We start from the raw sequence: 26025 nt of genomic DNA on the forward strand, positions 1-26025 counted from the left end.
CTTATTTTTCAATGACAGTCTCCTCCGTCGTTAATGGCGCGGGGGGGATTTCATCCACATTCCTTTCTATTTCTTTCGTTTCTACATGTACTGCGAATTCCGAAGGTTCTATGCTAACGCCTTTGTAGGTGGCATACTCACGGGTAAAGACAGCCCCAAAATAAAGGATAGCCGCTGTATAATAAACCCATAACAAGATCAACACGATTGATCCTGCTGCTCCATAGGTAGTCTCGGTATCTGAATTCTGAAGATATAATCCGATCCCAAATCGACCGAAAATAAAAAGAACGGCCGTGAATAAAGCTCCAGCACGAACTGTTTTCCACTTAATATTTACATCAGGTAAAACCTTGAAGATCACAGCGAACAAGACGAAGGTGATTGCAAAGGATAGTAAGAAGTTGATGGCATCCATAACGAATACCGTCATATCCGGAAAATAACGCAGCAAACGGTCCGTCAGTGTTAAGATCACCCCGTTGACAACTAAGGTCACAACCAAAAGGAATCCCAACCCAATCACTAAAGAAGAGGATAAAAGTCTATCAGTAATCAGCTTTAACCAGCCTTTTTTAGGTTTAGCACGAACATGCCATATCTTGTTGATGGAGTTTTGAATATCGCCGAATACAGTCGTAGCACCAATAATTAAGGTCACGATACTGATAATCAATGCCATGCTCGATTTACCGGAGAGTTCTAAGTTTTTGATCACCTCCTGAATCTGTCGTGCCGCACTCGCGCCGACCAAACCATTCAATTCCGTAAATACTTTTCCTCGTATTGCTTCTTCACCGAAAAATATGCCTGCCAGAGAAATCATCAGCACCAAGATCGGTCCCAACGAGAAGATGGTATAATAGGCTAGAGAGGCGCTGTATTTTAAACTATCCTCGTTCATGAACCCCATAACGGAGTTTTTCAGTATGCTAAAACTGTCTTTAAAGAAATTGCCTTTCTTTTTTTCTTCCATGTAAATAGTTGTTTTTTTCTTTAAGACTTAACAGGTGGCTTTACAAATTGTTTTGAAAATCCCCCTCTAGCCTATCCGACGTGAATTTATCGCATTTGCCCAGTTCTTTTTGCCACAGCGATCACACCGGTCGTTGCAAGTCTGCAAAATTGATTTGACATTGCCACAATACAGGCAAGCGAACGGTCCTTTTTCCTCCAAGCTGGTAATTTTATACTGATCATCTGGAAATAAGGGAAGTCCATATTTTACCTCCTCGTCCGAATAATATAAAACGCTCATCGTTCCATCGACCTCCAACAATGCCACTCGAACCTGCCCCAGATGTTCTATGGACTGATTGCGCAGCTCGGCAAAGAACTCCATTTGTGAGAAATCACTGTCGCTCTCTTTTTTGACTTCAAACATCCCATTCTTCACAACGCACATGGGCTTGCCCTCCATCAGCTCATTAAAAAAGCGATTCTTTTGGGTTAGCCAAGTGATGAACTTATAAAAAAGAATAATCGAGAATAAAACAATAAAACCATAGAGTATCGGGATGTCCTCCTGAAACATCGGATCGCCGGCAGCAGATCCCATGGCGAGAATAATGGCCACCTCGAATAGCGTAAGTTGCCGAACTCCTCTCCTGCCCGATAAACGCAATACAATCAAGATGATTAGAAACATCATCAACGTCCGACTGATAATCTCCAAGATGAAGGAGAGCTCGACATCCTTCAAAAAGATACTTTGTATATCGATCATAGCATTTGTTTTTTCTATATCAGGAACATTTAATTTCTCAGAAGGTTTTAAACTGCGGCCTGAACCTTTTCCCTAGTCGTTTGTTTTATAAGCAGAACAACATAAATCGAGATGAGCAAGAAAGAAACCCTACAGGAAGAAGAGGAAAAAAAATATCCAAAAGAAGAAGAAACAAAAACAGATGTCGAACATGATACCGGAAAACGCCTGGAAAAGGACACAAACCCCTTACCGCCAAACCCGAACAAGGTCGACGACCATGATTAGGGAAAGTAAAGCACACTAGTACGAGTTATACCCTATTATTAAGTTAATCTAACCCCTATCATAGCCCTTCCGAAAGGGTTCTGATAGGGGTTTATATTGGGTAAGCATTGGGTTTGAAAGGGGAATGAGTAGTACGAGTTAGATATCAGATGTGAGACATTAGATATTAGATTGTCTGAATCATGAAAGGAAGGATTTTAGGATTGGCAGGATGGCTTGTCTTTGAACCAAGAAAGGAAGGATAAAAAGGATTTGCAGGATCCTGTTTATCCTAAAATCCTTCCTTTCCTGGTTCAAGACAAAATTTCCTTCCTCTCCTAGTTCAGACACCTGCATTAGCCGTCCTAGGTCTAAAATCTGATGTCTAATATCTAACATCTAAACCTTACCTTTACCCTGAAAATTATGAAGAATAAAAACCTAGCCGTTCCTGCTGCCTTAGCATCGATGATTTGCGTTCAAGGCGGTGCTTCCCTTGCGAAAAGACTTTTTCCAGCATTAGGTGCTATCGGCACAAGTACGTTACGAATTGGACTGTCGGCGGTGATATTATACTTCATCAATCGGCCGAAGTTCCGCAGCTTTAGCAAAAAACAATGGCTCTATTGTGCGATATATGGTTTGGGGATTGCGGCCATGAATCTTATTTTCTACATGGCAATTCAGCGGATTCCTTTAGGTTTGGGTGTCACGATAGAATTTGTCGGTCCTTTGTTTTTAGCATTGGTCCTATCTAGAAAGCTTTTGGATATCGTATGGGCTATGTTGGCTTGCGCAGGTATTTTGCTTATTGTTCCATGGGGAACAGGAGATCTGGATCTATTGGGTTTATTCCTCGCCTTTTTGGCTGGCGCTTTTTGGGCACTCTACATCATCATGGGAGGTAAAGTCTCTAAGGTGATGAATAGCAAAGATGCGGTATCTACAGGAATGCTAATTGCTGCTGCCTTTATTATTCCTTTTGCGATTTGGGATGGTCAACTTGCGAAGATTACCCCTTTGTTATTTGCTCAGGGTTTAGGCGTTGCTATTCTATCAAGCGCTCTTCCTTTTTCTTTGGATATGGTCGCTTTAAAACAATTGCCCGCCAAGACTTTTTCTATCTTGACTAGTCTTCAGCCGGCATTTGCGGCTTTATCTGGCTTATTATTTCTGCACGAGACCTTGACAGGATTGCAGTGGCTATCTATTGCCTGTGTCGTGATGGCAAGCATAGGCACGACTCTGTTCAGCCGTAACCATTAATTTTTGATAGCCTGCAATTTACCGTCTTGGCGGATTTGATAAACCTTCTTCTCTACCGTAGGTTCGTCGGAGAAGTAATTCCAATGTTCTATGCTTAGCTTCTCTTTTTCAATCAGGCTAATTTCACGTATCGCTGACTCGGCAATTTCGTCATAAGCGATGTCCATTTGATCGACCAACTTCAGTTCCTTGTTAAGCAATAAAAGGGTGGTATTGAGCTCGTGCTCGCCTATTGGATAAGTCACAACCAGGCCGGTGATATCATCTGAAAAATTTAGTTTATAACGAATCCTGACATCCTGCACATTTTCGAATTCTCCCTCGAACTTTATTGCGCTAATCAATGCTGGATTGGAGATTCCATCATTGTTGAAATTATCAAAATTGGTCGAGTCGGTATAGGGTAGCGACTTCTCCGGAATTGCTGTTAGGTCGATTGCTGAACCTCCATCCTGCGGGATATCCCTAACATTGGTATCTAGCTTTGGCAATGTTCGCGCTGTATCCTTAACTTCCTGTGGCTTTTTGCCAGACTGACAGGATAAAAGAATGAACAATAGTATGGGCGTAAATAAGAAAAATTTCATGATCTGTGTGTTTAATCTTAAGAATAGCGATAAAATTACTCAAACATAAAGATTAGATCATATTTTATTTCCAACAACGTCGTGATAGATCTAACTATCACAAAGAAAGGGCTGCCTAAAAAGACAGCCCTCGCATATATGGTATTTCTAATTGTTCTTACTATGTATGTTTAACGTCCATTTCGTCAACATAGTCTTCGTTCATCACGAAATCTTCAGTCATCAACTCTTCGTAATTCGTTTTTTCTTTCTTACCGAAGCGTTTTCCGATACTGTCGAAGATCGAATAGACTACAGGAACAACGACCAAGGTTAAAAGAAGGGATGATAATAGACCCCCGATAATTACGATCGCAAGACCTCTATTCATATCCGCACCATCACCTGTTGCCATGGCAATTGGAATCATACCGAATACCATCGCAATCGTCGTCATTAAGATCGGACGAAGACGCGCATGGTTGGCAGCAACTAGGGCATCGTGCGTACTATCGCCATGTTCTTTACGATGGTTCGCGAAATCGACCAATAAGATCGCATTCTTCGCCACCAAACCAATCAACATGATGATACCTAAGATGGTAAAGATGTTCAGCGATTGCCCCGTTAAAGCAAGTAACAGTAGCGCTCCGATGAAGGACAATGGAATAGAGAACATCACGACGAATGGCGTAGAGAAACTGTCGTAAAGCGAAACCATTACTAAGTAAACTAACAAGATCGATGCTAATAAGGCTACTCCTAAGGTACCGAAACCTTCCTGTTGGCTCTCCATGTTACCACCCCAGATGTAGACAACCCCTGGTTTGCGCTCTAGTTTTTCAAACTCTGCCTGCCACTCACCTGCAACCTCACCTAAGGTACGTCCTACGATAGAAGCCTGAACAGATACTGCCGGCGATTTATCACGACGTTCCAATAAGGTTGGTCCTGAGCTATAGCTCACTTCAGCAAATTGCTCTAAAGAAATTGGCGTTCCTTGCTGATTGATGAATTTCAAGTTTCTAACGTCGGATATATTGGAACGGCTAGCCTCATCAAAACGGATATTGATATCGTATTCGTTGTCTCCAGCACGGAATTTATTGTCTGTATTACCAGAGAACGCAGTCTGCATGGTCATACCCACAGTTGCCACATTAAGACCTAATGAAGTCATTTTCTCACGGTCTACTTTGACGTTGATTTCCGGGTTACCACTTTCAGAAGATAACTTCACGTTGGTTGCACCAGGCACATTGCGCAATAGACCAGCTGCTTTTTCAGCAAACTCACCCGCGTCTTTCACATCAGAACCGATAATCGTTAGCTTCAATGGTGCTTGCTCCGCTCCCATTAAACCCATGTTTACGGATTTTACCTTTGCACCAACCAGTTTATTTTCCAATTCACGTTGTAATACCGCAGCATAAACCTTCGAGTTTTCTGTATAGGTATCTTTCATGATCACGTGGATCTCTGATTTATAGCGAGAACCTGATGTAGACATAACCCCATCGGATGACTGACCTACCGAAGTAATAATACGTTCAACCTCTGGCTTGGCTAGGATTATAGCCTCTGCCTTTTGGGTTAAGAAGTTAGTTTTCTCTAAAGATGCGTCCTTCTCTAATTCCAATTGGATTAAGTACTCACCTTTATCGGATGCCGGGAAGAAGTCAGAACCGATATAACCCATCCCCACTAAACTACATGAGCCTACGAACAGTAAAATGGAAAGACCAAGTGTAGCTAATTTCGTACCTCTGCTCTTCAAACACCACTCTAAGATACCTGTAATCCAGTGTGTGAATTTCGTTAGTCCAGCCTCAAAGCCAACGATAATACGTCCGAAGAAAGATTTCGCATTGATATGCTCTAACTTACCGAATCGAGAGTATAACCATGGAACAACGGTGAAGGAAACCAATAAGGATAGTAAGGTAGAAATAATAACCGTTACACAGAACTGTGCTAGGATATTCGCTACTAGACCTGTTGACATCGCAATCGGTAGGAACACCACCACGATTACTAAGGTAATCGCAGATACCGTAAATCCGATTTCTTTTGCTCCGTCATAAGCCGCGCGCACTTTATTTTTACCCATCTCCATGTGGCGGTGAATATTCTCGATAACAACGATCGCGTCATCGACAAGAATACCTACCACGAGTGATAATCCTAACAAGGACATCAAGTTCAAGGTATAGCCCATCAATAATAGACCGATAAAGGTTGCGATCAATGATAATGGGATGGCCACCATGGTAATCGCCGCGTTACGCAAGCTATGTAAGAAGAACAACATGATGAAACCTACCAGGGCAATCGCAATCATTAAGTCATGCATTACGTTGTTTGCCGCGTTTAGGGTATAATCTGTCGAGTCATTCGCTACTAATACTTTGATGTTATCGGTTGCATAGTCTTTCTCAACTGTTGCAATCGTTTCTTTTACTAGTTTAGATACTTCTACCGCGTTAGCATCCGATTGTTTGAATACCTGTAATAAGATTGTGTTTTTCTGATCTAAACGAGCAATTTTTTCAATCTCTTTGATACCATCCTGCACGTCAGCAACATCGCGTAAGAAGATCGTAATACCTGCAGGTGTTGTGATCGGAAGGTTTCTCAACTCTTCCACATCTGTCACTTTACCAGCCAAACGAATAGTCGTTCTGCTATCGCGCGTACTCACATTACCTGTAGGGAAGTCTAAGTTTGATTGTGCGACAACTTGTTGAACCTGGCCAATCGATAGACCGTATCCTTCCAACTTCTGTGCATCCACACTGATTTGGATCTCACGTTCCTCACCCCCGATTAAGTCTACCTTTGCCACACCATTTATACGTGCGAAAATAGGCTGAATCTTGTTATCCAATAAGTCGTATAATTCTTTCTCGGATAGTTTCGATGTTACGGCCAAGCTCATGATCGCAACGTCATCTAACGAGAACTTATTCAACGACGGCGGATCAACGTCTTCCGGAAGGTCTTTCAGGATCGTATTAATCTTACGTTGTGCATCTGTCAAGAGGAAGTTGACATCGGCTCCATCGTTCAAGGTAATCATCACGACAGAAACGTTCTCCATCGAAGTGGATTCCAACTTCTTGATGTTCTCTAGAGAGGAAACGGCATCCTCGATTTTTTTGGTAACCGTATTCTCCACCTCAGTAGGCGATGCTCCCGGATAAACCGTTTGGATGGTAATTACGTTTACCTCAAATTTTGGTACTAGCTCATACCCCAATTGGGAGTATGAGAATATCCCGCCCAAGGTCAGTATTATAAATAATACGATGATCAGACTGGGGCGTTTTATTGATATTTCAGTAATCTTCATGTTTTATTTTTCGTAATAGCACAAATTATTTTATCACTTCCACAGGAGCTTGGTCGATCAAGTTGATCTGACCAGAGATGATCACTTGGTCGCCAGCAGCTAAACCGCTAGTCACTTCAATCTGATCACCAAAGCTTCTTCCTGATGTTACTTTTGTTTCAATGGCTTTGCCATTTTTCAATACGAAGATTTTGTTGTCGGAGATACTTCCCACAAATGCTGTTCTTGGAACTACTAAGGCTGATGCTGTACCTTCGCCTCCAAACACGGCAGTACCGTACATACCAGCACGTAGATCGTTGTTAGGATTATTAGCGATCTCGATTTCAACCGGGAAGTTTAAGCTTCCATCTGATTTAGGAGCAATAAAAGTAATTCTTCCGCTGAATGTTTTATCTACATATACGCTTGCCAATACTTTAACAGTTTGGCCAACACGTAAGGTAGCAACGTTTTTCTCGTCTACATTCACACGTAATTTCAACGTGCTCACATTAACGATATCAAATGCTGGTGTACCTGGGCTTACATAAGCTCCGGGTTCAATCTTACGAGAATTTACAATACCACTAACCGAAGTCTTGATCGTTACATCGCCTGCGTTTAATTTGGCACTCTTTAAGTTGTTTTTCGAGTTTTCAAATTGCAAACGCATTTGATCAACTTGTTGCTGGGTAACACCACCTGTCGCTAATGCACTTTCGTAGCGTTGCAACGTCGCTCTTGCATTATCATAAGCAGCTTGTGCGTTAGCTACATTTACATTCAGCTTATCGCCTTCTACTACCGCCAATGTTTGGCCTGCAGATACACGAGAACCCTCGTCTACCAAAACACGCACTACCCGGCCACCAGTTTCAGCAGCAACGGTCACTTCTTGTTTAGGCATAAACGTACCATTGGCCTGATACGCTAAGCTCAGTTGTTGATTTACAGCCGTGTCGATACGTACGGCAACAGCTGCATTTTTCTGTGCTACGACAGCAGTTTCTTGCTCTACCTTAGCCTTGTTCTTGTTTAGGATATAGAATATACCGCCTAGGGCTAATGCAATGACTATAATTGTTATTAAAGCGCGTTTCATAATGAGTATTAAGAGTTGTGATTATTCGTTTACTAATGTTTTTAAGTTTCCATTCGCTTTGATCAACTGGATCTCAGCAACTTTGTAGTTTAACAGCGAAGTGTTCAAGTTATTTTGCGCGTCAGATAAAGCATTCTCTGCGTCTAATAACTCCGTCAATGTAGCTAAGCCATTTCTATAGTTATTGTTGGTGTCATCTAACACTTGTCTTGCTAAATCAACGTTACGACGATTGTTATCAACAGTTAATAAGCTGTTTCTGATCTGTGATTTTGCGTTTTCGCTGGCTAGGTTCAAGCCTAATTTCGTATCTTCCAAATCAACTCTAGCTTTCAGAATATCGACGTTTGCTTGATTTACCTTGGCACGCGTTGCTCCACCGTTAAAGATTGGAATCGTTAAGTTCAAGCCTAATGCAGAGAACTTCGACGTATTGGTCTTATCGTTGAAGATTGGGAATTGCGGACCAAAGCCTACATAACCTAGATTACCCGTAAATGCCAATGATGGGTAGAATTCAGAAACCTTAGCTTTTTTGTTCAGCTCCAATAGTTCGATTTGTTTTTCCAATATTTTGACCTCCGTACGAGCATCCACATTGTATTGTTCTGCTGCAACATTCACGTCGACATCGAAAGTTTCTTTCGGCAATTCGATATCTTCTCGGATATCCATTCCGATAGCAAATTTCAATGCATTCTCGCGAAGTTGTTGTGCATTGATCAACTGTTGCTTTTGTGCTAACATATTGTTAATAGCAACCTCTGTACGGTCAAGGTCTATTTTCTTCATCAAGCCCGCATCTACCAGTCCTTTGAGGATGTCGCGGGTTTTTGTGGTATTATTTAAGTTGGTTTCTAAGGTATTCAGTTGCAGATCCGATTGGAATACCTCGTAATAAGCATTCGCAACTTTCTCAATCAACTGCTCATCCGTTAGTTGGTCGTTGATTTGGTAAAACTCACGTGTAGTTTTCGCCGCTTTCAAGCCTGTGAAAAGTGATTGATTAAATAATTGCTGATTTACCTGCAATACCGCTTGTGAATTCCATGGCTGACCGAACTCAGCAACGATGGTATTCACCGTCCCAGTAGCCTGATCTGTCATCGTGATGACGTTTTTCTGAATCATCGGATTGTAGGTCAGTGATGCCGATCCGTTTACCTGTGGAAGTGCTCCAGCGCGCACCTCATCAATTTTGTATTGCGCATTCTCAAGATCCAGCTTGGATTTCTTTGCTTCGGCCTTATTCTCCAATGCAAACTTTATAGCTTCTTGAAGTGTCAAGGTCTCCTGCGCATGTAGCATAGAACCCGAAAAAATTCCTGCTAATAACAGTGTGATTATATTTATCCTTTTCATTTATGTGTAATTCTATTTAATTTTTCCTGCAAATATTAACTTGGTTGCTCGTATCTGGCTGGCTAATATGAGTTCTACATTCTGTTCGTTCGGTATGCCGGTAATAATATCCGACACCGTATGCAAAATACTTACCCCTTTTGTCAGCTCTACATAGGCAGCCGCAGCATCTTGCGCATTTTCGAGTTCCACCTCTCCCGCTGCAATCGCCTTTTCAAACAATACAGCGATACACTCAATATCGCGGTTATAAAAAGCTTCCATGGTACATTGAATATCCATGCCCTTCAACCAATCTAAATTCTCGGCGATATTAAGCACATAGTACTTCCGTAGAAAGGAAGCTCGCATTTCCAATATGCCTATTAAAGTGTCAATTAGATTACCTTTGTACTTGTTGATAAGTTTAAGCTCATCTGCATGTATCTCATCAATCACATAATGCAAAACGGCTAGAATAAGGCTTGTTTTGTCGGGATAATAGTAATACAGATTTGCTTTGGTAATTCGCAAATCATCAGCAATCTCGTTCATTGTGGTTTTTTGAAAACCAAAATGCGAGAAGCGTTTTAGCGCTGCTTCGATGATTTGATCCTTACGATTTTCCATTTCTCTCCTTTTTTATCTTTTGACTTTTTTCAAAAATTGTTCAAAAGTAAAGAAATGATAGCAAATAATATCACGCCATTGTCAAAAAAGTGATTATTAACACTTTCTTAACGCCAGCAAGGCATAAAACGAAAAAATTTAACAGAAAAAATAAATGATTATTAGTCTTGTGAAAATTGTTTATGGAACTTTCTTTTGTCAAAAGAGTACAGTTTGGCTGCTCTATAGGACACTCCTTTCTGATATTCGTTCAACTCTTTCAGATACCCCAGGTTGTTGATTTTTTTCCGGAAGTTACGTTTATCGAGTTTTTTATTCAGAATAGACTCATACACTTGTTGCAGTTGTGTGAGCGTAAATTTGGTTGGCAATAATTCATAGGGAGCCGTCGAGTATGTAACAGACTTCTTCAATCTTTCTAAACTTAACGTAATAATATCGCGATGGTCAAATGCGAGCTCCGGTAATTCAGAAACTGGAAACCATTTTAACTGACGCATATAATCTGAGGTTGGCGCAATTTTATTTTTCACCTCCTCCATTTGTACCAAAGCCATATAAGCGACCGTAAGAATTCTACCCTCCGGATGTCGCTTAACTCCAGCAAAAGCCGCCAATTGATCCATATAGATGTCTTTTAGGCCTGTCATCTCCAAAAGGATACGAGAAACGGCGTCTTCCATTTCTTCATATTTGTTGACAAAATAGCCGGGTAAAGCCCACCATTCTTTATACGGATATTCGTTTCTTTCTGCTAAAAGTATTTTTAATTGACCTTCATCGAAACTAAAGATCACACAATCAATGGTAAAATGCGTCTGCAAAATCTAAATTTATTTGTTTGATTAATATGGATTATTCGATAATCCTAACAATTATATAAATCAACAAACAAATTACCAAAAAAATTTAATAGTGTAAGAAATACACATTATATTCGTAAATCATAAAAATAGAGGAACCTAATGAATAACATCAGAAGAATTGGAGTTTATACTTCTGGAGGTGACGCTCCGGGTATGAACGCTGCCATTCGAGCCGTCGTCAGAACTGCATTATATCATAATTTAGAAGTTACAGGAATATACAGAGGATACGAGGGGATGATTGAGGGTGACTTTAAAAACTTAGTAAGCCGTTCGGTAAGTTCTATCCTGCAAAAAGGTGGAACCATGCTCAAATCGGCGCGCTGTCCGGAATTCAGAACGCCGGAAGGTCGTAAGAAAGCCTACGATAATATCAAAGCGGCTAATATAGATGCTTTAGTCGCTATAGGCGGGGACGGTACTTTTACTGGAGCTGAGATTTTTTCTAAAGAATATGACATTCCGGTAATGTGCATTCCTGGCACAATCGACAACGACCTTTATGGTACCGATTATACCTTAGGCTTTGACACAGCAAACAATACTGTTATCGAATCAATCGATAAAATAAAAGATACTGCCGCATCACATAATCGATTATTTTTCGTTGAAGTGATGGGTAGGGATTCGGGAAGTATTGCTCTATATGCAGGCGTAGCGGGCGGTGCTGAAGCGATTATGCTTCCAGAGAAGGATACAGCGATCGATGAACTGATCGATATGCTGGAAGTTGCGAAAGATCGTAATAAGACCTCCATGATCGTTATTGTGGCAGAGGGCGATAAAAACGGTGGAGCCTATAATGTAGCAAAACGGGTGAAAGAAAAATTTGATTTTTATGACACAAAAGTTAGTATATTAGGACATCTGCAACGTGGGGGATCACCAAGCAGTTTCGATAGAATATTAGCAACCCGTATGGGCTATTTTGCAGTTAACGAACTGCTGCGAGGCAATACTCGAGGAACTGTAGGAATCCGAGGCAGTAAAATCACCTCAACCAGTCTAGAAGAAGCGCTTAGAAATAAGGAGTTTAAGCTAGATGAAGAACTGATAACGATTTCCGAAGTAATGAACATTTAATCTATGATAGCAGTAGTATATAGCGGCTCTAGGTATGCCGATTGGCGATTAGCAGAAAAAGGAAGAATATTGCACGGTTTCCGAACAACCGGCATAAACCCCTATATACAAGACGAACGCTTTATCCATCAACTGCTCAATAAAAACACCCAACTGATCAACAATGCCGAGCGAATCCGCAAGATCTATTTCTTTGGCGCCGGTGCTTCCTCGCGCGAGCGACAATTGAAGATTGAAAAAGCATTTATGCAATTCTTCAAGAACGCGAAAGTTAAAGCTAGCCATGACGTATTGGCTTCTGCTATTTCTACTTTCGGGAACGAAAAAGGCATTATAGGGATTATTGGTAGTGGGTCTAATGCAGCATATTATAGCGGAAGAAAAATTGTCGAGAACAATTATGGCCTTGGATACATTCTAGCAGATGAGGGTTCGACAAACTGGCAAGCACGTTATGTACTGAAAGACTTCCTAACGGAAGCTATGCCACAGGGATTCCGAGAGAAATTGCTTAGAAAACATAATATAGACAGAAAAACAATATTAGATAAAGTGTACAACACACCCAATCCGAATATCTTCCTGACTTCCCTGGCGGATTTCTTCTTAGATAATAAAGAAGATCCTTACATGGAAGGAATTATTAAGAAAGGATTGGACATTTATGTAAAGACCTACTTGGTCCCTTTATCAGAATCTTATCCAGATGCAACCTTGAATTTTACAGGATCTGTAGCAAATAATTACTCAGAATGGCTAAGAGAGATCGCAGATGACTATCATCTGAACGTGGGAACAATTATTCGTGAGCCTGTACAAAACCTTATTAAATATTATTTAAATAAAAATTAGTTAAAATGAAAATTGGAATTAACGGATTTGGCCGTATCGGTCGTTTAGCTTTCAGAGCTGCAGTAAAACGCAGCGATATTGAGGTAGTGGGCATCAATGATTTAGTAGAGCCTGACTACTTAGCATACATGTTAAAATACGATTCTACTCATGGAAAGTTCGACGGTACAGTTGAAGTAAAAGACGGTCACTTAGTAGTAAACGGAAAAACTATCCGTGTTACAGCTGAAAAAGACCCTGCGAACTTGAAATGGGATGAAGTTGGTGCTGAAGTTGTTATCGAATCAACAGGTTTCTTCTTAACGAAAGAATTAGCACAGAAACATATTGATGCTGGTGCTAAAAAAGTAATCATGTCAGCTCCTGCAAAAGATGATACGCCTACATTCGTAATGGGTGTAAACCATAAAGATTTAAAAGCAGAATACAACATCGTTTCTAACGCTTCTTGTACAACAAACTGTCTTGCTCCTTTAGCAAAAGTATTGAACGATAAGTTCGGTATTATAGAAGGATTAATGACGACTGTACATGCGGTTACAGCGACACAAAAAACTGTTGATGGTCCTTCAGCGAAAGACTGGAGAGGTGGACGCGGTGCTTACCAAAACATCATCCCTTCTTCTACAGGTGCAGCGAAAGCAGTAGGCTTAGTATTACCTGAATTGAAAGGTAAATTAACAGGTATGTCATTACGCGTACCTACAGCTGACGTTTCTGTTGTTGACTTAACAGTTCGTTTAGAAAAAGCTGCTTCTTACGAAGAGATTAAGAAAGCAATGAAAGAAGCTTCGGAAGGTGAATTGAAAGGCATCTTAGGATATACAGAAGACGATGTAGTTTCTACAGACTTCTTAGGCGATGAGCGTACTTCTATCTTCGACGCAAAAGCTGGTATCTCTTTGAATGACAACTTCGTGAAAGTAATATCTTGGTATGACAACGAATGGGGTTACTCAAACAAAATCATCGACTTAGCACAAGAAGTTGCTAAATTAAGCTAAGCTTAATAAAACCTTATTAAAATAGAGAGGCTGTCCAATATGGACAGCCTCTTTTGTATATATGGACTCTGCACTGGGCGGAGTCTTTTTTTTTCTAAAAGTGTATGCTTTCAAAGACCATCAAGAACTCTCAAACCCATTGGTATTGCAAGGAAAATACGAGAGTTCTTTAACGACACTGGTTCTGCATAAAGCCCTTTCAAACCCAATGTAAACCCAATACAAACCCCAATCATAACCGCTTCGAAAGGGTTATGATTGGGGTGTATATTGGGTATACAATAACAATAACCTGTAGCATGTCCGTTGAATCCCTAAGGCTCTCCTATTGAAAAACAAAAAAAGCGCTGCTACCTTTTTGGATAGCACCGCTCTCTTTTACTACTATTGTTTACTGTCTTAGTTTTCTTTCATCAGGAAACCGCCACCTAACAAATCATCGCCTTCATAGAAAACAGCAGACTGACCCGGTGCAATACCTTTTACGTTATGGGTAAAATCTACCTGCATGATATTTCCATGCTGCGTCAGAGTAGAAATAGCACCAGCATCTTTATAACGGATTTTGGTTACAGCTTCCATTGGTTCGTCGATTGAAGCATATTTCACTAAGTTGATATCGCGTACGAATGCTTGCGAACGCTCCAATTCATGTTCCTCCCCTAGCATAACGGAGTTGCTTTCTGGTAAGATCTGGATAACGAACATGGGTTTCCCCAATGCAATACCTAAGCCTCTACGTTGCCCGATAGTGAAATATGGATATCCGATGTGTTGACCTACGACCGTACCGTCGGATAGAATAAAGTTTCCAGGGCCAATCTCTTGATCCAAGTTTGGCTTTTTATGTCTTAAGAATGAACGGTAATCGTTATCCGGTACAAAGCAGATTTCATAGCTTTCTGATTTGTTTGCAATTTCATGTTGTCCCATTTCTAAAGCCATCTGACGGATCTCGGCCTTCGTAAAACTTCCTAACGGAAACTGCGTACGTGCAAGGTTCTCCTGCGATACGCCCCACAATACATAGGACTGATCCTTATTTTCATCCCTACCTTTAGAGATAACATAGCGACCATTATCGTGCAGACGGATGTTTGCATAGTGTCCGGTTGCAATAAATTCGCAATCCAACTTGTTAGCACGCTTTATTAATGCTTCCCATTTGATATGGGTATTACATAACACACAAGGGTTTGGCGTTCTTCCTGCGATATACTCATCTACGAAGTTATCAATAACATAATCACCGAATTCGTCGCGGATATCTAGAATATAATGAGGAAAACCGTAGTTTACGGCTAAGGTTCTGGCGTCGTTAATACTATCTAAGCTACAGCATCCAGTTTCCTTTGAAGAGCCTCCTGAACTAGCATAATCCCATGTTTTCATCGTTATACCGATGACCTCATAGCCTTGTTCATGAAGCATAACCGCCGCTACCGAGCTATCCACCCCGCCACTCATGGCTACCAAAACTCTTCCTTTTTTACTCATACTATTTTATTGAAGTGCAAAGATACCGTAAAATGGGGAATACCAATGTTTATTTGATGTAATTTTATCTCAATCAAAATCAACCATTTGCTAAAAAGGTTTAAAAATATTAGTGCAAAAGTTTTAGAATTCGAAAAAAGACGGTACATTTGCAACGCAAGTTCGGTAACGGAAGTGCAATAAAAGGTGCCATAGCTCAGTTGGTAGAGCAAAGGACTGAAAATCCTTGTGTCGCTGGTTCGAATCCAGCTGGCACCACCAAAAATCTGACAAGTAACAGATTCCAAACAAAAACTTGAAAAGGTGCCATAGCTCAGTTGGTAGAGCAAAGGACTGAAAATCCTTGTGTCGCTGGTTCGAATCCAGCTGGCACCACAGAAAACCCCAATCTTATCCGATTGGGTTTTTTTTATGCCTTTTTGCCTATCTTGGCTTTATGAAACGTCTCCTAACCCTACTTTTTCTTGTTACCTTTCAACTTCATGCGCAAAATTCGAAGCCCAATATCGTTTTCATCCTTGCCGATGACTTAGGAATTGGCGACTTAGGCAGTTATAAACAGCAAAAAATCAGCACACCGAATCTAGATAAACTCGCAGCTTCGGGCATGCGCTTTACCCAATTCTATGCTGGCACATCGGTATGTGCCCCATCGAGATCAGCATTATTGACCGGTCAGCACACTGGACACACCCATATCCGTGGGAATAAGGAAATAGAACCCGAGGGTCAGGAACCGCTAGCAGATAGCATCCGTACCATCGCCATGATATTACAAGAACAAGGCTACAGCACCGGTGCTTTTGGCAAATGGGGTTTGGGGATGGCTGGCAGCAGTGGCGACCCCAATCGCAAGGGTTTTGACGAATTTTTCGGCTATAATTGCCAGCGACAATCGCATCGTTACTATCCCACACATTTGTGGTATAACAATCAGCGCGTAGAGTTGAAGGGCAATGACTTATCAAAAAAGGCCGTCTATGCGCCTGCATTGATTCAGGAACAAACCCTAGCTTTTATCGACCGCAACAAGGAGCAGCCCTTTTTCCTATTCGTTCCTACGGTCCTCCCCCATGCCGAGCTAGCGGGTCCGGAAGATGAGTTTTATAAAAAATATGAGCATGCCTTTGAAGAAAAAGCACATCATGGCAATGATTATGGCCCTAAAGCAACCATCGCGGGCTATGCCTCCGTTGAAAAACCTAGAGCAACCTATGCAGCTATGGTTAGTCGTATGGATCATTATGTCGGGGAGATCATTGACAAGCTAGACCGATTAGGTCTTTTAGAGAATACCATTATTATATTCAGCAGCGACAATGGCGCACATCGTGAAGGTGGCGCAGATCCCGACTTTTTCAACAGCACGGCTGGTTTTCGAGGCTATAAGCGAGATCTATACGAGGGCGGCATCCGCACCCCCTTATTGGTTAGTTGGAAGGGCCACATACCTGCCGGGACAACGACCGAACATATCGGGGCATTCTGGGATATCCTGCCGACGGTCCAGGACTTAACGAAACACGGCATAAGGGAGCAAACCGACGGCATCTCCTTACTTCCTTCCTTGCTAAATCAGGGTAAACAACAAAAGCACAAACATCTATATTGGGAATTTCATGAGGATGGCGGTCGCCAAGCTGTCCGATATAAAAATTATAAATTGATTAAATTCAGAGTTAAGGACCCAGAAAATAGTTATTACGAGTTATATGATTTAAAGAGGGACCCTCAGGAAACGAAACCCGTGCAAAACACTAAACTGGCTAAAAAGATGTTAAAGCTGATTGAAGAGCAGCATAGCGAGAGCGAAATATTCCCATTATTGAAGAAAAATACCCAATGATAGGTATTTCGGAAGGCTTAGGATTTAGGTAACTTAGAACTCAATATACGGTAAGAAGGCCCTTCTTCTTTAGACCAAGGTACTCAAGATCGAATAGTTAAATTTGGTAAACAGCCTGACGCAAGGCTTGTTTCATGTTGACCCGCTCGGGTATTAGTTTTATAGGGATGGCTAGTCAAATCAACTAGCCATTTTTTGTCTTAATCAATCCCGGCAAAATCTTTCAAACTTGTCGAAGGATTGAAAATTTTGTCGCCTACAAATATCCTAAAAGGTAATAGATAATAATAAAGACAATGATGGTTCCGAAACATCCTAAGCCCATCTTTTTGGCTCCCCATCCTGCAATTAATGCTCTAAAGAATTTGTTCATATAGCTTTCCTATTATTGTTAGTATTTATTAACTAACAATAATCAGGTCTATATGTTTGCTCGAATATGTCGCGAATTATTAAATTTTCTGACAAATGTGCATGCAGCTGACGACCGTCGCCATGTAAGGTCCAGATTGCCTTAGGTTTAACAGCACTAACAAAGGTCAATATATCTTCCCAATCCACATGGTCCGAGAGATATAAACTAATATCATTACTAGCCTGTAATCTTGCCCAACCCGACGCAAACACACGTACCACGTTTTTTGCCCGTCTATAGCTATTGAAGGTTAATGGCGGCACTAAATATACCTTGTTTTTTTCATCCCCTTTCATCGACTTCCTGTTGTATAATGCATATTTCATCGGGAAATTTGCATAGCTATCGTATACGCGATGAAGCGGCAGCATGCTATGATGCACCAGGATTTCACGTTCGGGAAGATAAAGGTTCATCAAGGCGGTAATGCGCTGTGCCTTTCCGAGCGAGTAACAACCCAGCATGATATTGCTTGGGACATCCAATTTCAATATCTCCTCTTTTGGATCCGGATGCTTCACATTCGGATCAGCGAAGGTGGTCTCGGTTATCAATACATCCGCTTCCATGATCTTGATGGGCTCACAAGTCGGATCCTCCTGCAGTTTATAATCGCCGGTATAGAGGTATCTAACGCCTTTGTAAACCATCAGTATCTGTGCGGAACCCAATATATGCCCGGCAGGAATAAATACAATCTCTACCCCATTGATATTGAAGCCCTCTTCGAAGGCAAAAACACGGTAGGATTGTATTGGTTGTTTTGGATAACGGACCTGCATAAAAGCCGCTGTGGCTTTAGTGCAGTAGATTTCCCGATGCCCGGGACTTGCATGGTCGCCATGCGCATGGGATACCACCGCTCGTTGCACTGGGTACAGGGGATCTACATAAAAGTCGCCATAAGCACAGTAGTAACCTTTATCTCTTTTTACTAGAAAATCTTCAATTATTTCAGCCATACAGCTATTTACTCGATAAGAATTGTTGATGAAGCGACATCACTTGTTCGATTAAGCTGTGCTGATCATCGTTAAATATAATAAAGTCGGCCAATGCCTCCTTTTCCTTTTCCGGCATCTGTTTGCTCATTCTGTGACGAACTTCTTCCTCGCTCACCTTGTCGCGCTCCATCACGCGTTGTATGCGAACATCCTCAGGCGAGCTGACAAGAATACAGTAGTCTAAGCTTTTGTAAGAGCCGCTCTCGAATAATAAAGCCGCTTCTTTTAAGCTGTAAGGACCTTGTTGTGCTGCTGCCCAATCTTCCGCGGCCTTAATCACCGCAGGATGCACGATGGCATTCAGTTTTTTGAGTTCTGCCTCATCCTTAAAAACACGGGATGACAACCAAACACGGTTTAGAGAACCATCTTCGAAGTAAACCTCTTCACCAAAAGTCTCAATCAGCGCTTTCCTAACATCATCACTTTTGATCATGATGTCCTTTGCTTCCTTGTCCGCGTCATAGGTTGCTATACCAAGAACTTTAAAAAGCTTCGTTACAATGCTCTTGCCGACACCTATGCCACCGGTAATTCCAATCTTTAATCCCATCTTATTTTCGAACAAAGAAATCAACATTTTGAGGTTCTATACTCAGCACCTGACAGAATTCAGGAACCTTAGTTAGGATGACCGGTAGGCTCTCTACACTATGATCCTTCCAGGCCTCTAAATCTACCACGGCTTCAAAATCTCGAGATGTCCATTTATTATAGTCTTTTACCGCAACGAGAATCGTTGCTTTCACCTTACCTGGCAGGATGCGAACAGAGGTGTATTGCTTTCCATTCTCCACCTTTATCGGTAATTCGATCACCTTCTCCGTGATTTCTCCAACAGGAATGACAATCTCAGAGAATGTTGGATAAATGGTAATATTGGTCCGCTGCTGCTTATTTAGATAAGCAACCGTACGGACATCCGTATTGACATCTTTTCCTTTGATGGTATCCGTCTCTAAGTATTCAATGCTGGCAACATCTTCTAAAGGTCCAGTGATGGTAACATATTCAGGGCTAGCTTTGGTTGCACCAATGATGCCATATTGTTTCTGAAAAGTTAGACTATGCACCGCCTTAACAGGTACCTTGCGCTGGGTTTGTTTAGAGAAATCGAAGTAAAGGGTATCGGGAGATACAGCAACAACCTGCTCCTCCTGGCGAAACTGCCTGTTGATAAAGCCGATCTGACTTCCAAAAACAATAAAGTTTCTGGTTTTCAATCCGCTCAAATCTACTTGTATCTTTGCCGTATCGGGACGAATACGCTCCATCAGGACTTTCCATCCCGTCATCTTCAATTTAACCGTAACAGTGTCTGATTGCAGGGGGTGAAAGGCTTTGTTTTCCGGCAGATTCACGTAGGACATGCTCGCCTTCTTTGAAAAGGTGTAGTCGCTAGAGATAGCAAATAGTGTCCACGCTAGAAATGAAATAAGAATGCATCGTAAAAAAATAGATAATTTACGTCTTTGCACTTTACTGATTCGCCTCATCGCCATTTTACAAATGTACTATTTTGAATCTAAAAATCACATCGTTGGACTATCGTCCGATTACCGTAAAAAAAGCACTTTGATAGGCAAAAAGTTCCCTACCCTCAGCATCATATTGATAAAATAATATGTAACTTTGTGCTTTAATTGAAGGACGTTCAAAATTCACTTTCATAATGATTCATTTCTTCGTGAACCAATCGAACACAGTATATGCTGTTCAAACCCAGAAAGACCTTTCTACCGAGGATATCGCTAAACTAAACTGGCTTTTTGGAAATGCTAACAAACTAGACGATCAAACTTTAAATGACTACTATGTAGGGCCTCGCGCGGCTATGGTTACTCCATGGAGTACAAACGCTGTAGAGATTACTCAAAACATGGGCATTGAAGGTATTATTCGTATCGAAGAGTTTCAAGCAGTTGATGCGGAATTCCATGAGTTCGATCCTATGATCTCTCAAAAGTATAGCGCATTGACACAAGATATGTTTACCATCAATATCACACCAGAACCTATCTTGGATATCGATGATATAGCAGCTTACAACAAATCTGAAGGCTTAGCATTAAGCCCGGAAGAAGTAGATTATCTAAACAATCTTTCCGATAAGATCGGTCGCAAGTTAACTGATTCGGAAGTGTTTGCTTTTTCACAAGCAAACTCTGAGCATTGCCGCCACAAGATCTTCAATGGCACATTCATTATCGATGGCGAAGAGCAACCTACTTCCCTATTCAAATTGATCAAAAAGACATCAGAGACAAATCCTAACGATATTGTTTCTGCCTATAAAGACAACGTGGCTTTCGTCAAAGGGCCACGAGTTACACAGTTTGCACCTAAATCAGGTGATAAACCTGACTTCTACGAGGAGAAAGAGTTTGACTCCGTTATCTCGGTAAAAGCAGAAACACACAACTTCCCAACCACTGTTGAGCCTTTCTCGGGCGCAGCGACAGGTTCTGGCGGTGAAATCCGCGACCGTTTAGCTGGTGGTCAAGGTGCATTGCCTTTAGCAGGTACAGCAATCTACATGACGGCTTATTCTCGTTTATTGGCAGATCGCCCATGGGAAAACGGGATGGAAGAGCGTAAATGGCTTTACCAAACACCTATGGACATCTTGATCAAAGCATCAAACGGTGCTTCGGACTTCGGAAACAAATTCGGACAGCCATTGATTACAGGTTCTGTATTGACTTTCGAACATGAGGAAGAGGGCCGTAAATTAGGATACGATAAGGTGATCATGCAAGCTGGTGGTATTGGCTATGGTAAATTAGACCAAGCGAAAAAACATCAACCAGAGGCTGGCGACAAGATCGTTATCCTAGGTGGTGAAAACTACCGCATCGGTATGGGCGGTGCAGCGGTGTCTTCAGCAGATACTGGCGCTTTCGGATCAGGTATCGAGTTGAATGCAATTCAACGTTCAAACCCTGAGATGCAGAAGCGTGCTGCGAATGCTATCCGTGCATTTGTGGAGTCCGATCATAACCCGATTGTATCCATCCATGACCACGGTGCTGGTGGACACTTAAACTGTTTATCTGAATTAGTAGAAGATACGGGTGGTTTAATCGATCTTGATAAACTTCCAGTAGGCGACCCAACTTTATCAGCAAAAGAAATTATTGGTAATGAATCTCAGGAACGTATGGGATTGGTTATCGCTCAGGAAGATATTCAGAAGTTAAAAGATGTTGCTGATCGCGAACGCGCTCCTATGTATGCTGTAGGTGATGTGACAAACGATCATCGCTTTACCTTCGAGTCAGCGACTACCGGTGTGAAACCAATGGACTACGCGTTAGAAGATTTCTTTGGATCATCTCCAAAGACCATCATGAACGACAAGAAAGTTGAGCGCAAGTATGCTGACCTATCTTATTCGGCAGATCAAATTCCTGCATATTTAAATCAAGTGTTGCAATTGGAGGCCGTAGCTGCAAAAGACTGGTTAACCAATAAAGTTGACCGTTGTGTGGGCGGACGTGTTGCGAAGCAACAATGTACTGGTCCATTGCAACTACCGTTGAACAATGTAGGCGTGATGGCGCTGGATTATAAGTCGACTGAGGGTATTGCTACTACGGTAGGACATTCGCCATTAACGGCATTAGTTGATCCGGTAGCAGGTTCGAGAAACGCCATTGCAGAAGCATTATCTAACATTGTTTTCGCTCCGATTAAAAACGGATTAAGCGGTATCTCCTTATCGGCTAACTGGATGTGGGCATGTAATAACGAAGGCGAAGACGCTCGTTTGTACCAAGCGGTAAAAGGTTGTTCTGACTTTGCAATCGCGTTAGGCATCAATATCCCAACAGGTAAGGACTCCTTATCGATGAAGCAGAAGTATCCGAATGGAGAAAATGTTATTGCGCCAGGAACCGTGATTATTTCTGCAGCAGGTAACTGTACAAACATTAATAAAGTAGTTGAACCTACCTTGAACAAAAAAGCAGGTTCTATCTATTATATCAACCTTTCGAAGGATAGCTTCAAATTAGGAGGTTCTTCTTTTGCACAGATCAATAATAAGATCGGTTCGGAAGTACCAACTGTAAAAGATGCCAACTTCTTCAAAAACGCATTCAATACCATTCAAGACCTTATTCAAGGAGATCAAATTGCTGCAGGTCATGATATCGGTTCTGGAGGTTTAATTACCACTCTGTTAGAGATGTGTTTTGCAGATGTTAATCTTGCTGCAAACTACGACCTAAGCGGATTGAACGAGCAAGACAGCGTGAAAGCTTTTTTCAACGAAAATATTGCGATCGTTCTTCAAGCAAAAGACGATGCCGTATTTGAAAAAGCTATGGCAGAGGCGCAGATTGATGCAGTGAAGATCGGACAAGCTATTGAAGGTACTTCTATAAACATCAAAAACAATGCAGATACTTTCGCATTCGATGTTGCGGAGACCCGCGATACTTGGTTCAAAACTTCTTTCCTTTTAGATCAGAAACAGTCGAAGAACGGAACAGCGCAAGCGCGTTTCGACAACTATAAAAACCAACCGTTGCAATTTACTTTCCCATCGCATTTTGATGGTAAGAAACCTGCGATTGATGGAAGCAAGGCACGCCCGAAGGCAGCTATTATTCGCGAGAAGGGTTCTAACTCAGAGCGTGAGATGGCAAATGCGATGTATTTAGCAGGCTTTGACGTGAAAGACGTGCATATGACTGACTTAATCAGCGGACGCGAGACTTTAGAAGACATCCAATTTATTGGAGCTGTTGGAGGTTTCTCCAACTCAGACGTATTGGGTTCGGCAAAAGGATGGGCAGGCGCATTCTTATACAATGAGAAAGCGAAAACAGCATTGGATAAGTTCTTTGCTCGCCCAGATACCTTATCTGTTGGTATCTGTAATGGTTGCCAATTGTTTATGGAGTTGGAATTGATCAACCCAGAACATGAGGTTCATGGCAAGATGCTACACAACGACTCGCAAAAGCACGAATCGAACTTTGTATCGGTGAAAGTACAAGAGAACAATTCGATTATGTTGTCAACATTAGCAGGAAGTACTTTAGGGGTATGGATTTCACATGGTGAAGGAAAATTCAATCTTCCACAATCAGAAGATCAATATAACATCGTAGCGAAGTATGCTTATGATCAGTATCCGCATAACCCTAATGGTTCTGACTTCAACACTGCCATGATGTGTGATAAAACAGGTCGCCACTTAGTGACTATGCCACACATCGAACGTTCGACTTTCCAATGGAACTGGGCTAACTACCCGGAAGGACGTCAGGACGAAGTAACTCCTTGGTTAGAAGCATTTGTTAATGCTCGCCAATGGATTGAAAATCAAAACAAATAAGTTGGAAATAACGCAATATGAAACAAGGGGCTTTCTGAAAAGAGAGCCCCTTGTTTTTTTCTCCAAGTGTCTGTTTTCAAACATCGTCTAGAACTTTCATCCATCCTGCTGTTACAATGGAAAGCATGAAAGATATATCTCCGGTAGCAAATCAGTTTTTTTCGTTAAATTGTCTCTCATGGATAAAGAAATGTCTAGCCGAGATGAGAAACTTAAAGCCGTCGAATATTGGATTGCTAGCAATCCTGATATTCGAGCTGCCCTATTGACGAGTTCGCTTGTTAATCCCTTGGCTCCCGTCGATGCGTATAGCGACTTGGATATTGAGTTGGTATTCGACGATCTAACGCCCTATAAAAAAAGTACCGAATGGATTTATCAGTTTGGCGAGCCCTTGAACATTTATGAGGAGGATGAAAGCTATTTCAATAATGTACATGCAATGAAAATGGTGCAATTCGTAGATGCAGATAAAATAGACTTTAAGTTATATCAAAAGGAAAAATTTATCGCCGAAACCAGGAAGAGCAAACTTCCTGAGGACTGGGATATTGGCTACCGTGTATTAATCGACAAAGACAATCTTACGAAAGATCTTGCGCCGCCCTCCTATCAAGTTTCGATCATCCATAAGCCCAGCGCAGCCCAATTCAACAAAGTCTATAGTGATTTCTGGTGGGACGTGAGCTATCTACCGAAATGCCTAAATCGTGGCGATTTGTTCTATTATAAGTTCATGTTTGAACATATCATTCGTATTGAATATCTGGAGCCAATGATTGAGTGGTATATTGGTTCCAAAAACAATTGGGAAGTCAGCAGCAGTAAGCATGGGCGCTTGTTTGAGCAATATCTATCCAAGGAAGAATGGATGCTCGTGAAAGCCACATTTGCAGGTGCCGATATGAAAGATAATTGGAAGGCTTCGTTCGCCATGTTGAAGGTGTTTAAGCTGTTTGCAGCTGAAGTTGCAAATAACCTTGAAATCGTTCTGGACCATACTTTACCCGACAAGACCCTGCAATTCTTAGAAAAGCAATACCAAAGATTTGAAAGATAAATTAAATTCCTATCTTTAACCTAGTAAGATCCTTAGATTATGACCGCTATTTTAAATCAATTCTCATCTCCTTTATTCCTATGGCAATGTTTTGTAATCTGTGCCTTGCTTATGACCATCGTGGCTTTGATTCAAATTGCCAGAAACAAACAACTGAATCTGTTCAACTCAATTCTTCTTGCTTTGATCGTTGTACTTCTTCCTTTTTTCGGAAGTCTATTTTATTTTCTATTTCAGAAACGAATCAAGTTAGTAGTTAGTAGTTAGTAGTTAGTAGTTAGACCTATGCCGGGTCATTAGATGTTAGATATTAGACATGAGATTTTAGACCCGATCAAAGTCTTTTTTCCTTTCTGCTTGATCCTGACCATCCTTAAATCCTTCTTTTCAAAATAGTAGTTAGTAATTAGCACTTAGTAATTAGACCTATGCGTGATATCCTGCTCATCCTTAAATCCTTCCTTTCAAAATAGTAGTTAGTACTTAGTACTTAGTAATTAGACCTATGCGTGATATCCTGCTCATCCTTAAATCCTTCCTTTCAAAATAGTAGTTAGTACTTAGTACTTAGTAATTAGACCTATGCGTGATATCCTGCTCATCCTTAAATCCTTCCTTTCCTGGTTCAAGACAATACACTCCAATATCCAACTATAGGTCTAACTACTAAATACTAACTACTAAATACTAAGTATTAAGTACTAAAAAAAACAGCTACCCTCTTTCGAGGATAGCTATTCTCATTACCATTTTAAAAACGTCGTTTATATTAATATACAGTGTGGAAACTATATCTCATGAAGGTGGGATCTTATAAAATAAACTCCCTAAAAACGATTA

The 26025-nt window shown here is 41.2% G+C and carries 21 protein-coding genes and 2 tRNA genes; 11 read left to right on the top strand and 12 right to left on the bottom strand.

Going from position 1 to position 26025, the window contains the following annotated elements; all coding sequences use genetic code 11:
• Position 1 precedes the first annotated feature (1 nt).
• The gene (locus QYC40_RS10805) at positions 2–976 is read right to left on the bottom strand and encodes a YihY/virulence factor BrkB family protein (RefSeq protein WP_301990264.1); all 975 of its coding nucleotides are present in this window, start codon (positions 974–976) and stop codon (positions 2–4) included.
• A gap of 66 nt (positions 977–1042) precedes the next feature.
• Positions 1043–1726 (bottom strand): DUF421 domain-containing protein, encoded by a 684-nt coding sequence (locus QYC40_RS10810; protein WP_301990265.1) that lies wholly within the window; start codon positions 1724–1726, stop codon positions 1043–1045.
• Between the two features lie 111 nt (positions 1727–1837).
• On the opposite strand from QYC40_RS10810, the gene QYC40_RS10815 reads away from it, so the two are divergent.
• Both QYC40_RS10815 and QYC40_RS10820 read left to right on the top strand, forming a co-directional pair.
• Positions 1838–1993, top strand: a complete 156-nt coding sequence (locus QYC40_RS10815) for a hypothetical protein (RefSeq protein ID WP_301990266.1) — start codon at positions 1838–1840, stop codon at positions 1991–1993.
• A gap of 405 nt (positions 1994–2398) precedes the next feature.
• Entirely contained in the window at positions 2399–3238 is an 840-nt protein-coding gene (locus QYC40_RS10820; protein WP_301990267.1) for a DMT family transporter, read from the top strand.
• Here QYC40_RS10820 and QYC40_RS10825 read toward each other — a convergent pair.
• The 6 genes from QYC40_RS10825 to QYC40_RS10850 all read right to left on the bottom strand — a co-directional run bounded on the left by QYC40_RS10825 (position 3235) and on the right by QYC40_RS10850 (position 11035).
• Complete coding sequence (locus QYC40_RS10825) at positions 3235–3825, bottom strand: hypothetical protein (RefSeq protein ID WP_301990268.1); 591 nt, start codon at positions 3823–3825, stop codon at positions 3235–3237. The two genes, QYC40_RS10820 and QYC40_RS10825, sit on opposite strands and share 4 nt — an antisense overlap.
• Positions 3826–3985: 160 nt before the next feature.
• Positions 3986–7156, bottom strand: coding sequence for an efflux RND transporter permease subunit (locus tag QYC40_RS10830; protein WP_301990269.1), 3171 nt, complete (start codon positions 7154–7156; stop codon positions 3986–3988).
• A gap of 25 nt (positions 7157–7181) precedes the next feature.
• Positions 7182–8240 (bottom strand): efflux RND transporter periplasmic adaptor subunit, encoded by a 1059-nt coding sequence (locus QYC40_RS10835; protein ID WP_301990270.1) that lies wholly within the window; start codon positions 8238–8240, stop codon positions 7182–7184.
• Between the two features lie 21 nt (positions 8241–8261).
• A complete protein-coding gene (locus tag QYC40_RS10840) occupies positions 8262–9602 on the bottom strand; it encodes a TolC family protein (RefSeq protein WP_301990271.1) in 1341 nt (446 codons plus the stop codon).
• A 12-nt stretch (positions 9603–9614) separates the two neighbouring features.
• Positions 9615–10211: a TetR/AcrR family transcriptional regulator gene (locus QYC40_RS10845; protein ID WP_301990272.1), complete on the bottom strand. Its 597-nt coding sequence runs from the start codon at positions 10209–10211 to the stop codon at positions 9615–9617.
• A 161-nt stretch (positions 10212–10372) separates the two neighbouring features.
• Positions 10373–11035, bottom strand: coding sequence for an NUDIX domain-containing protein (locus QYC40_RS10850; RefSeq protein WP_149526681.1), 663 nt, complete (start codon positions 11033–11035; stop codon positions 10373–10375).
• A 141-nt stretch (positions 11036–11176) separates the two neighbouring features.
• Between QYC40_RS10850 and pfkA the strand changes: the two genes are divergently transcribed.
• Genes pfkA through gap form a run of 3 tightly spaced genes read left to right on the top strand, consistent with a single transcriptional unit; the run spans position 11177 to position 14016 of the window.
• On the top strand, positions 11177–12160 hold the full coding sequence (pfkA, locus tag QYC40_RS10855; RefSeq protein ID WP_301990273.1) for a 6-phosphofructokinase: 984 nt from the start codon (positions 11177–11179) through the stop codon (positions 12158–12160).
• A 3-nt stretch (positions 12161–12163) separates the two neighbouring features.
• Positions 12164–13012 carry a hypothetical protein gene (locus QYC40_RS10860; RefSeq protein ID WP_301990274.1) on the top strand — a complete coding sequence of 283 codons (849 nt, stop codon included), beginning with the start codon at positions 12164–12166 and terminating at the stop codon, positions 13010–13012.
• A gap of 5 nt (positions 13013–13017) precedes the next feature.
• Positions 13018–14016, top strand: coding sequence for a type I glyceraldehyde-3-phosphate dehydrogenase (gene gap / locus QYC40_RS10865; protein WP_301990275.1), 999 nt, complete (start codon positions 13018–13020; stop codon positions 14014–14016).
• Between the two features lie 399 nt (positions 14017–14415).
• On the opposite strand, the gene mnmA is transcribed toward gap, so the two are convergent.
• Positions 14416–15513 (bottom strand): tRNA 2-thiouridine(34) synthase MnmA, encoded by a 1098-nt coding sequence (gene mnmA, locus QYC40_RS10870; RefSeq protein WP_149526685.1) that lies wholly within the window; start codon positions 15511–15513, stop codon positions 14416–14418.
• Positions 15514–15698: 185 nt separating this feature from the next.
• Here mnmA and QYC40_RS10875 point away from each other — a divergent pair.
• The 3 genes from QYC40_RS10875 to QYC40_RS10885 all read left to right on the top strand — a co-directional run bounded on the left by QYC40_RS10875 (position 15699) and on the right by QYC40_RS10885 (position 17359).
• Positions 15699–15774, top strand: a tRNA-Phe gene (locus QYC40_RS10875).
• Between the two features lie 41 nt (positions 15775–15815).
• Positions 15816–15888 (top strand) — tRNA-Phe (locus tag QYC40_RS10880).
• Positions 15889–15949: 61 nt separating this feature from the next.
• Positions 15950–17359: an arylsulfatase gene (locus tag QYC40_RS10885; protein WP_301990276.1), complete on the top strand. Its 1410-nt coding sequence runs from the start codon at positions 15950–15952 to the stop codon at positions 17357–17359.
• Between the two features lie 405 nt (positions 17360–17764).
• Here QYC40_RS10885 and QYC40_RS10890 read toward each other — a convergent pair whose 3' ends face one another.
• Genes QYC40_RS10890 through QYC40_RS10900 form a run of 3 tightly spaced genes read right to left on the bottom strand, consistent with a single transcriptional unit; the run spans position 17765 to position 20148 of the window.
• Complete coding sequence (locus QYC40_RS10890; protein WP_301990277.1) at positions 17765–18736, bottom strand: exonuclease; 972 nt, start codon at positions 18734–18736, stop codon at positions 17765–17767.
• Between the two features lie 4 nt (positions 18737–18740).
• Entirely contained in the window at positions 18741–19331 is a 591-nt protein-coding gene (gene coaE / locus QYC40_RS10895) for a dephospho-CoA kinase (protein WP_301990278.1), read from the bottom strand.
• 1 nt (position 19332) lies between these two features.
• The gene (locus tag QYC40_RS10900; RefSeq protein ID WP_301990279.1) at positions 19333–20148 is read right to left on the bottom strand and encodes a hypothetical protein; all 816 of its coding nucleotides are present in this window, start codon (positions 20146–20148) and stop codon (positions 19333–19335) included.
• A gap of 302 nt (positions 20149–20450) precedes the next feature.
• On the opposite strand from QYC40_RS10900, the gene purL reads away from it, so the two are divergent.
• The 3 genes from purL (at position 20451) to QYC40_RS18580 (ending at position 25452) form a co-directional block, all read left to right on the top strand.
• Positions 20451–24125 (top strand): phosphoribosylformylglycinamidine synthase, encoded by a 3675-nt coding sequence (gene purL / locus QYC40_RS10905; RefSeq protein WP_301990280.1) that lies wholly within the window; start codon positions 20451–20453, stop codon positions 24123–24125.
• A 178-nt stretch (positions 24126–24303) separates the two neighbouring features.
• Positions 24304–25185: an aminoglycoside 6-adenylyltransferase gene (locus QYC40_RS10910; RefSeq protein WP_301990281.1), complete on the top strand. Its 882-nt coding sequence runs from the start codon at positions 24304–24306 to the stop codon at positions 25183–25185.
• A 111-nt stretch (positions 25186–25296) separates the two neighbouring features.
• Positions 25297–25452, top strand: a complete 156-nt coding sequence (locus QYC40_RS18580; RefSeq protein WP_367652326.1) for a PLDc N-terminal domain-containing protein — start codon at positions 25297–25299, stop codon at positions 25450–25452.
• Positions 25453–26025 lie beyond the last annotated feature (573 nt).

It is taken from the genome of Sphingobacterium sp. BN32 (assembly GCF_030503615.1).
In the GTDB taxonomy this organism is placed as follows: domain Bacteria; phylum Bacteroidota; class Bacteroidia; order Sphingobacteriales; family Sphingobacteriaceae; genus Sphingobacterium.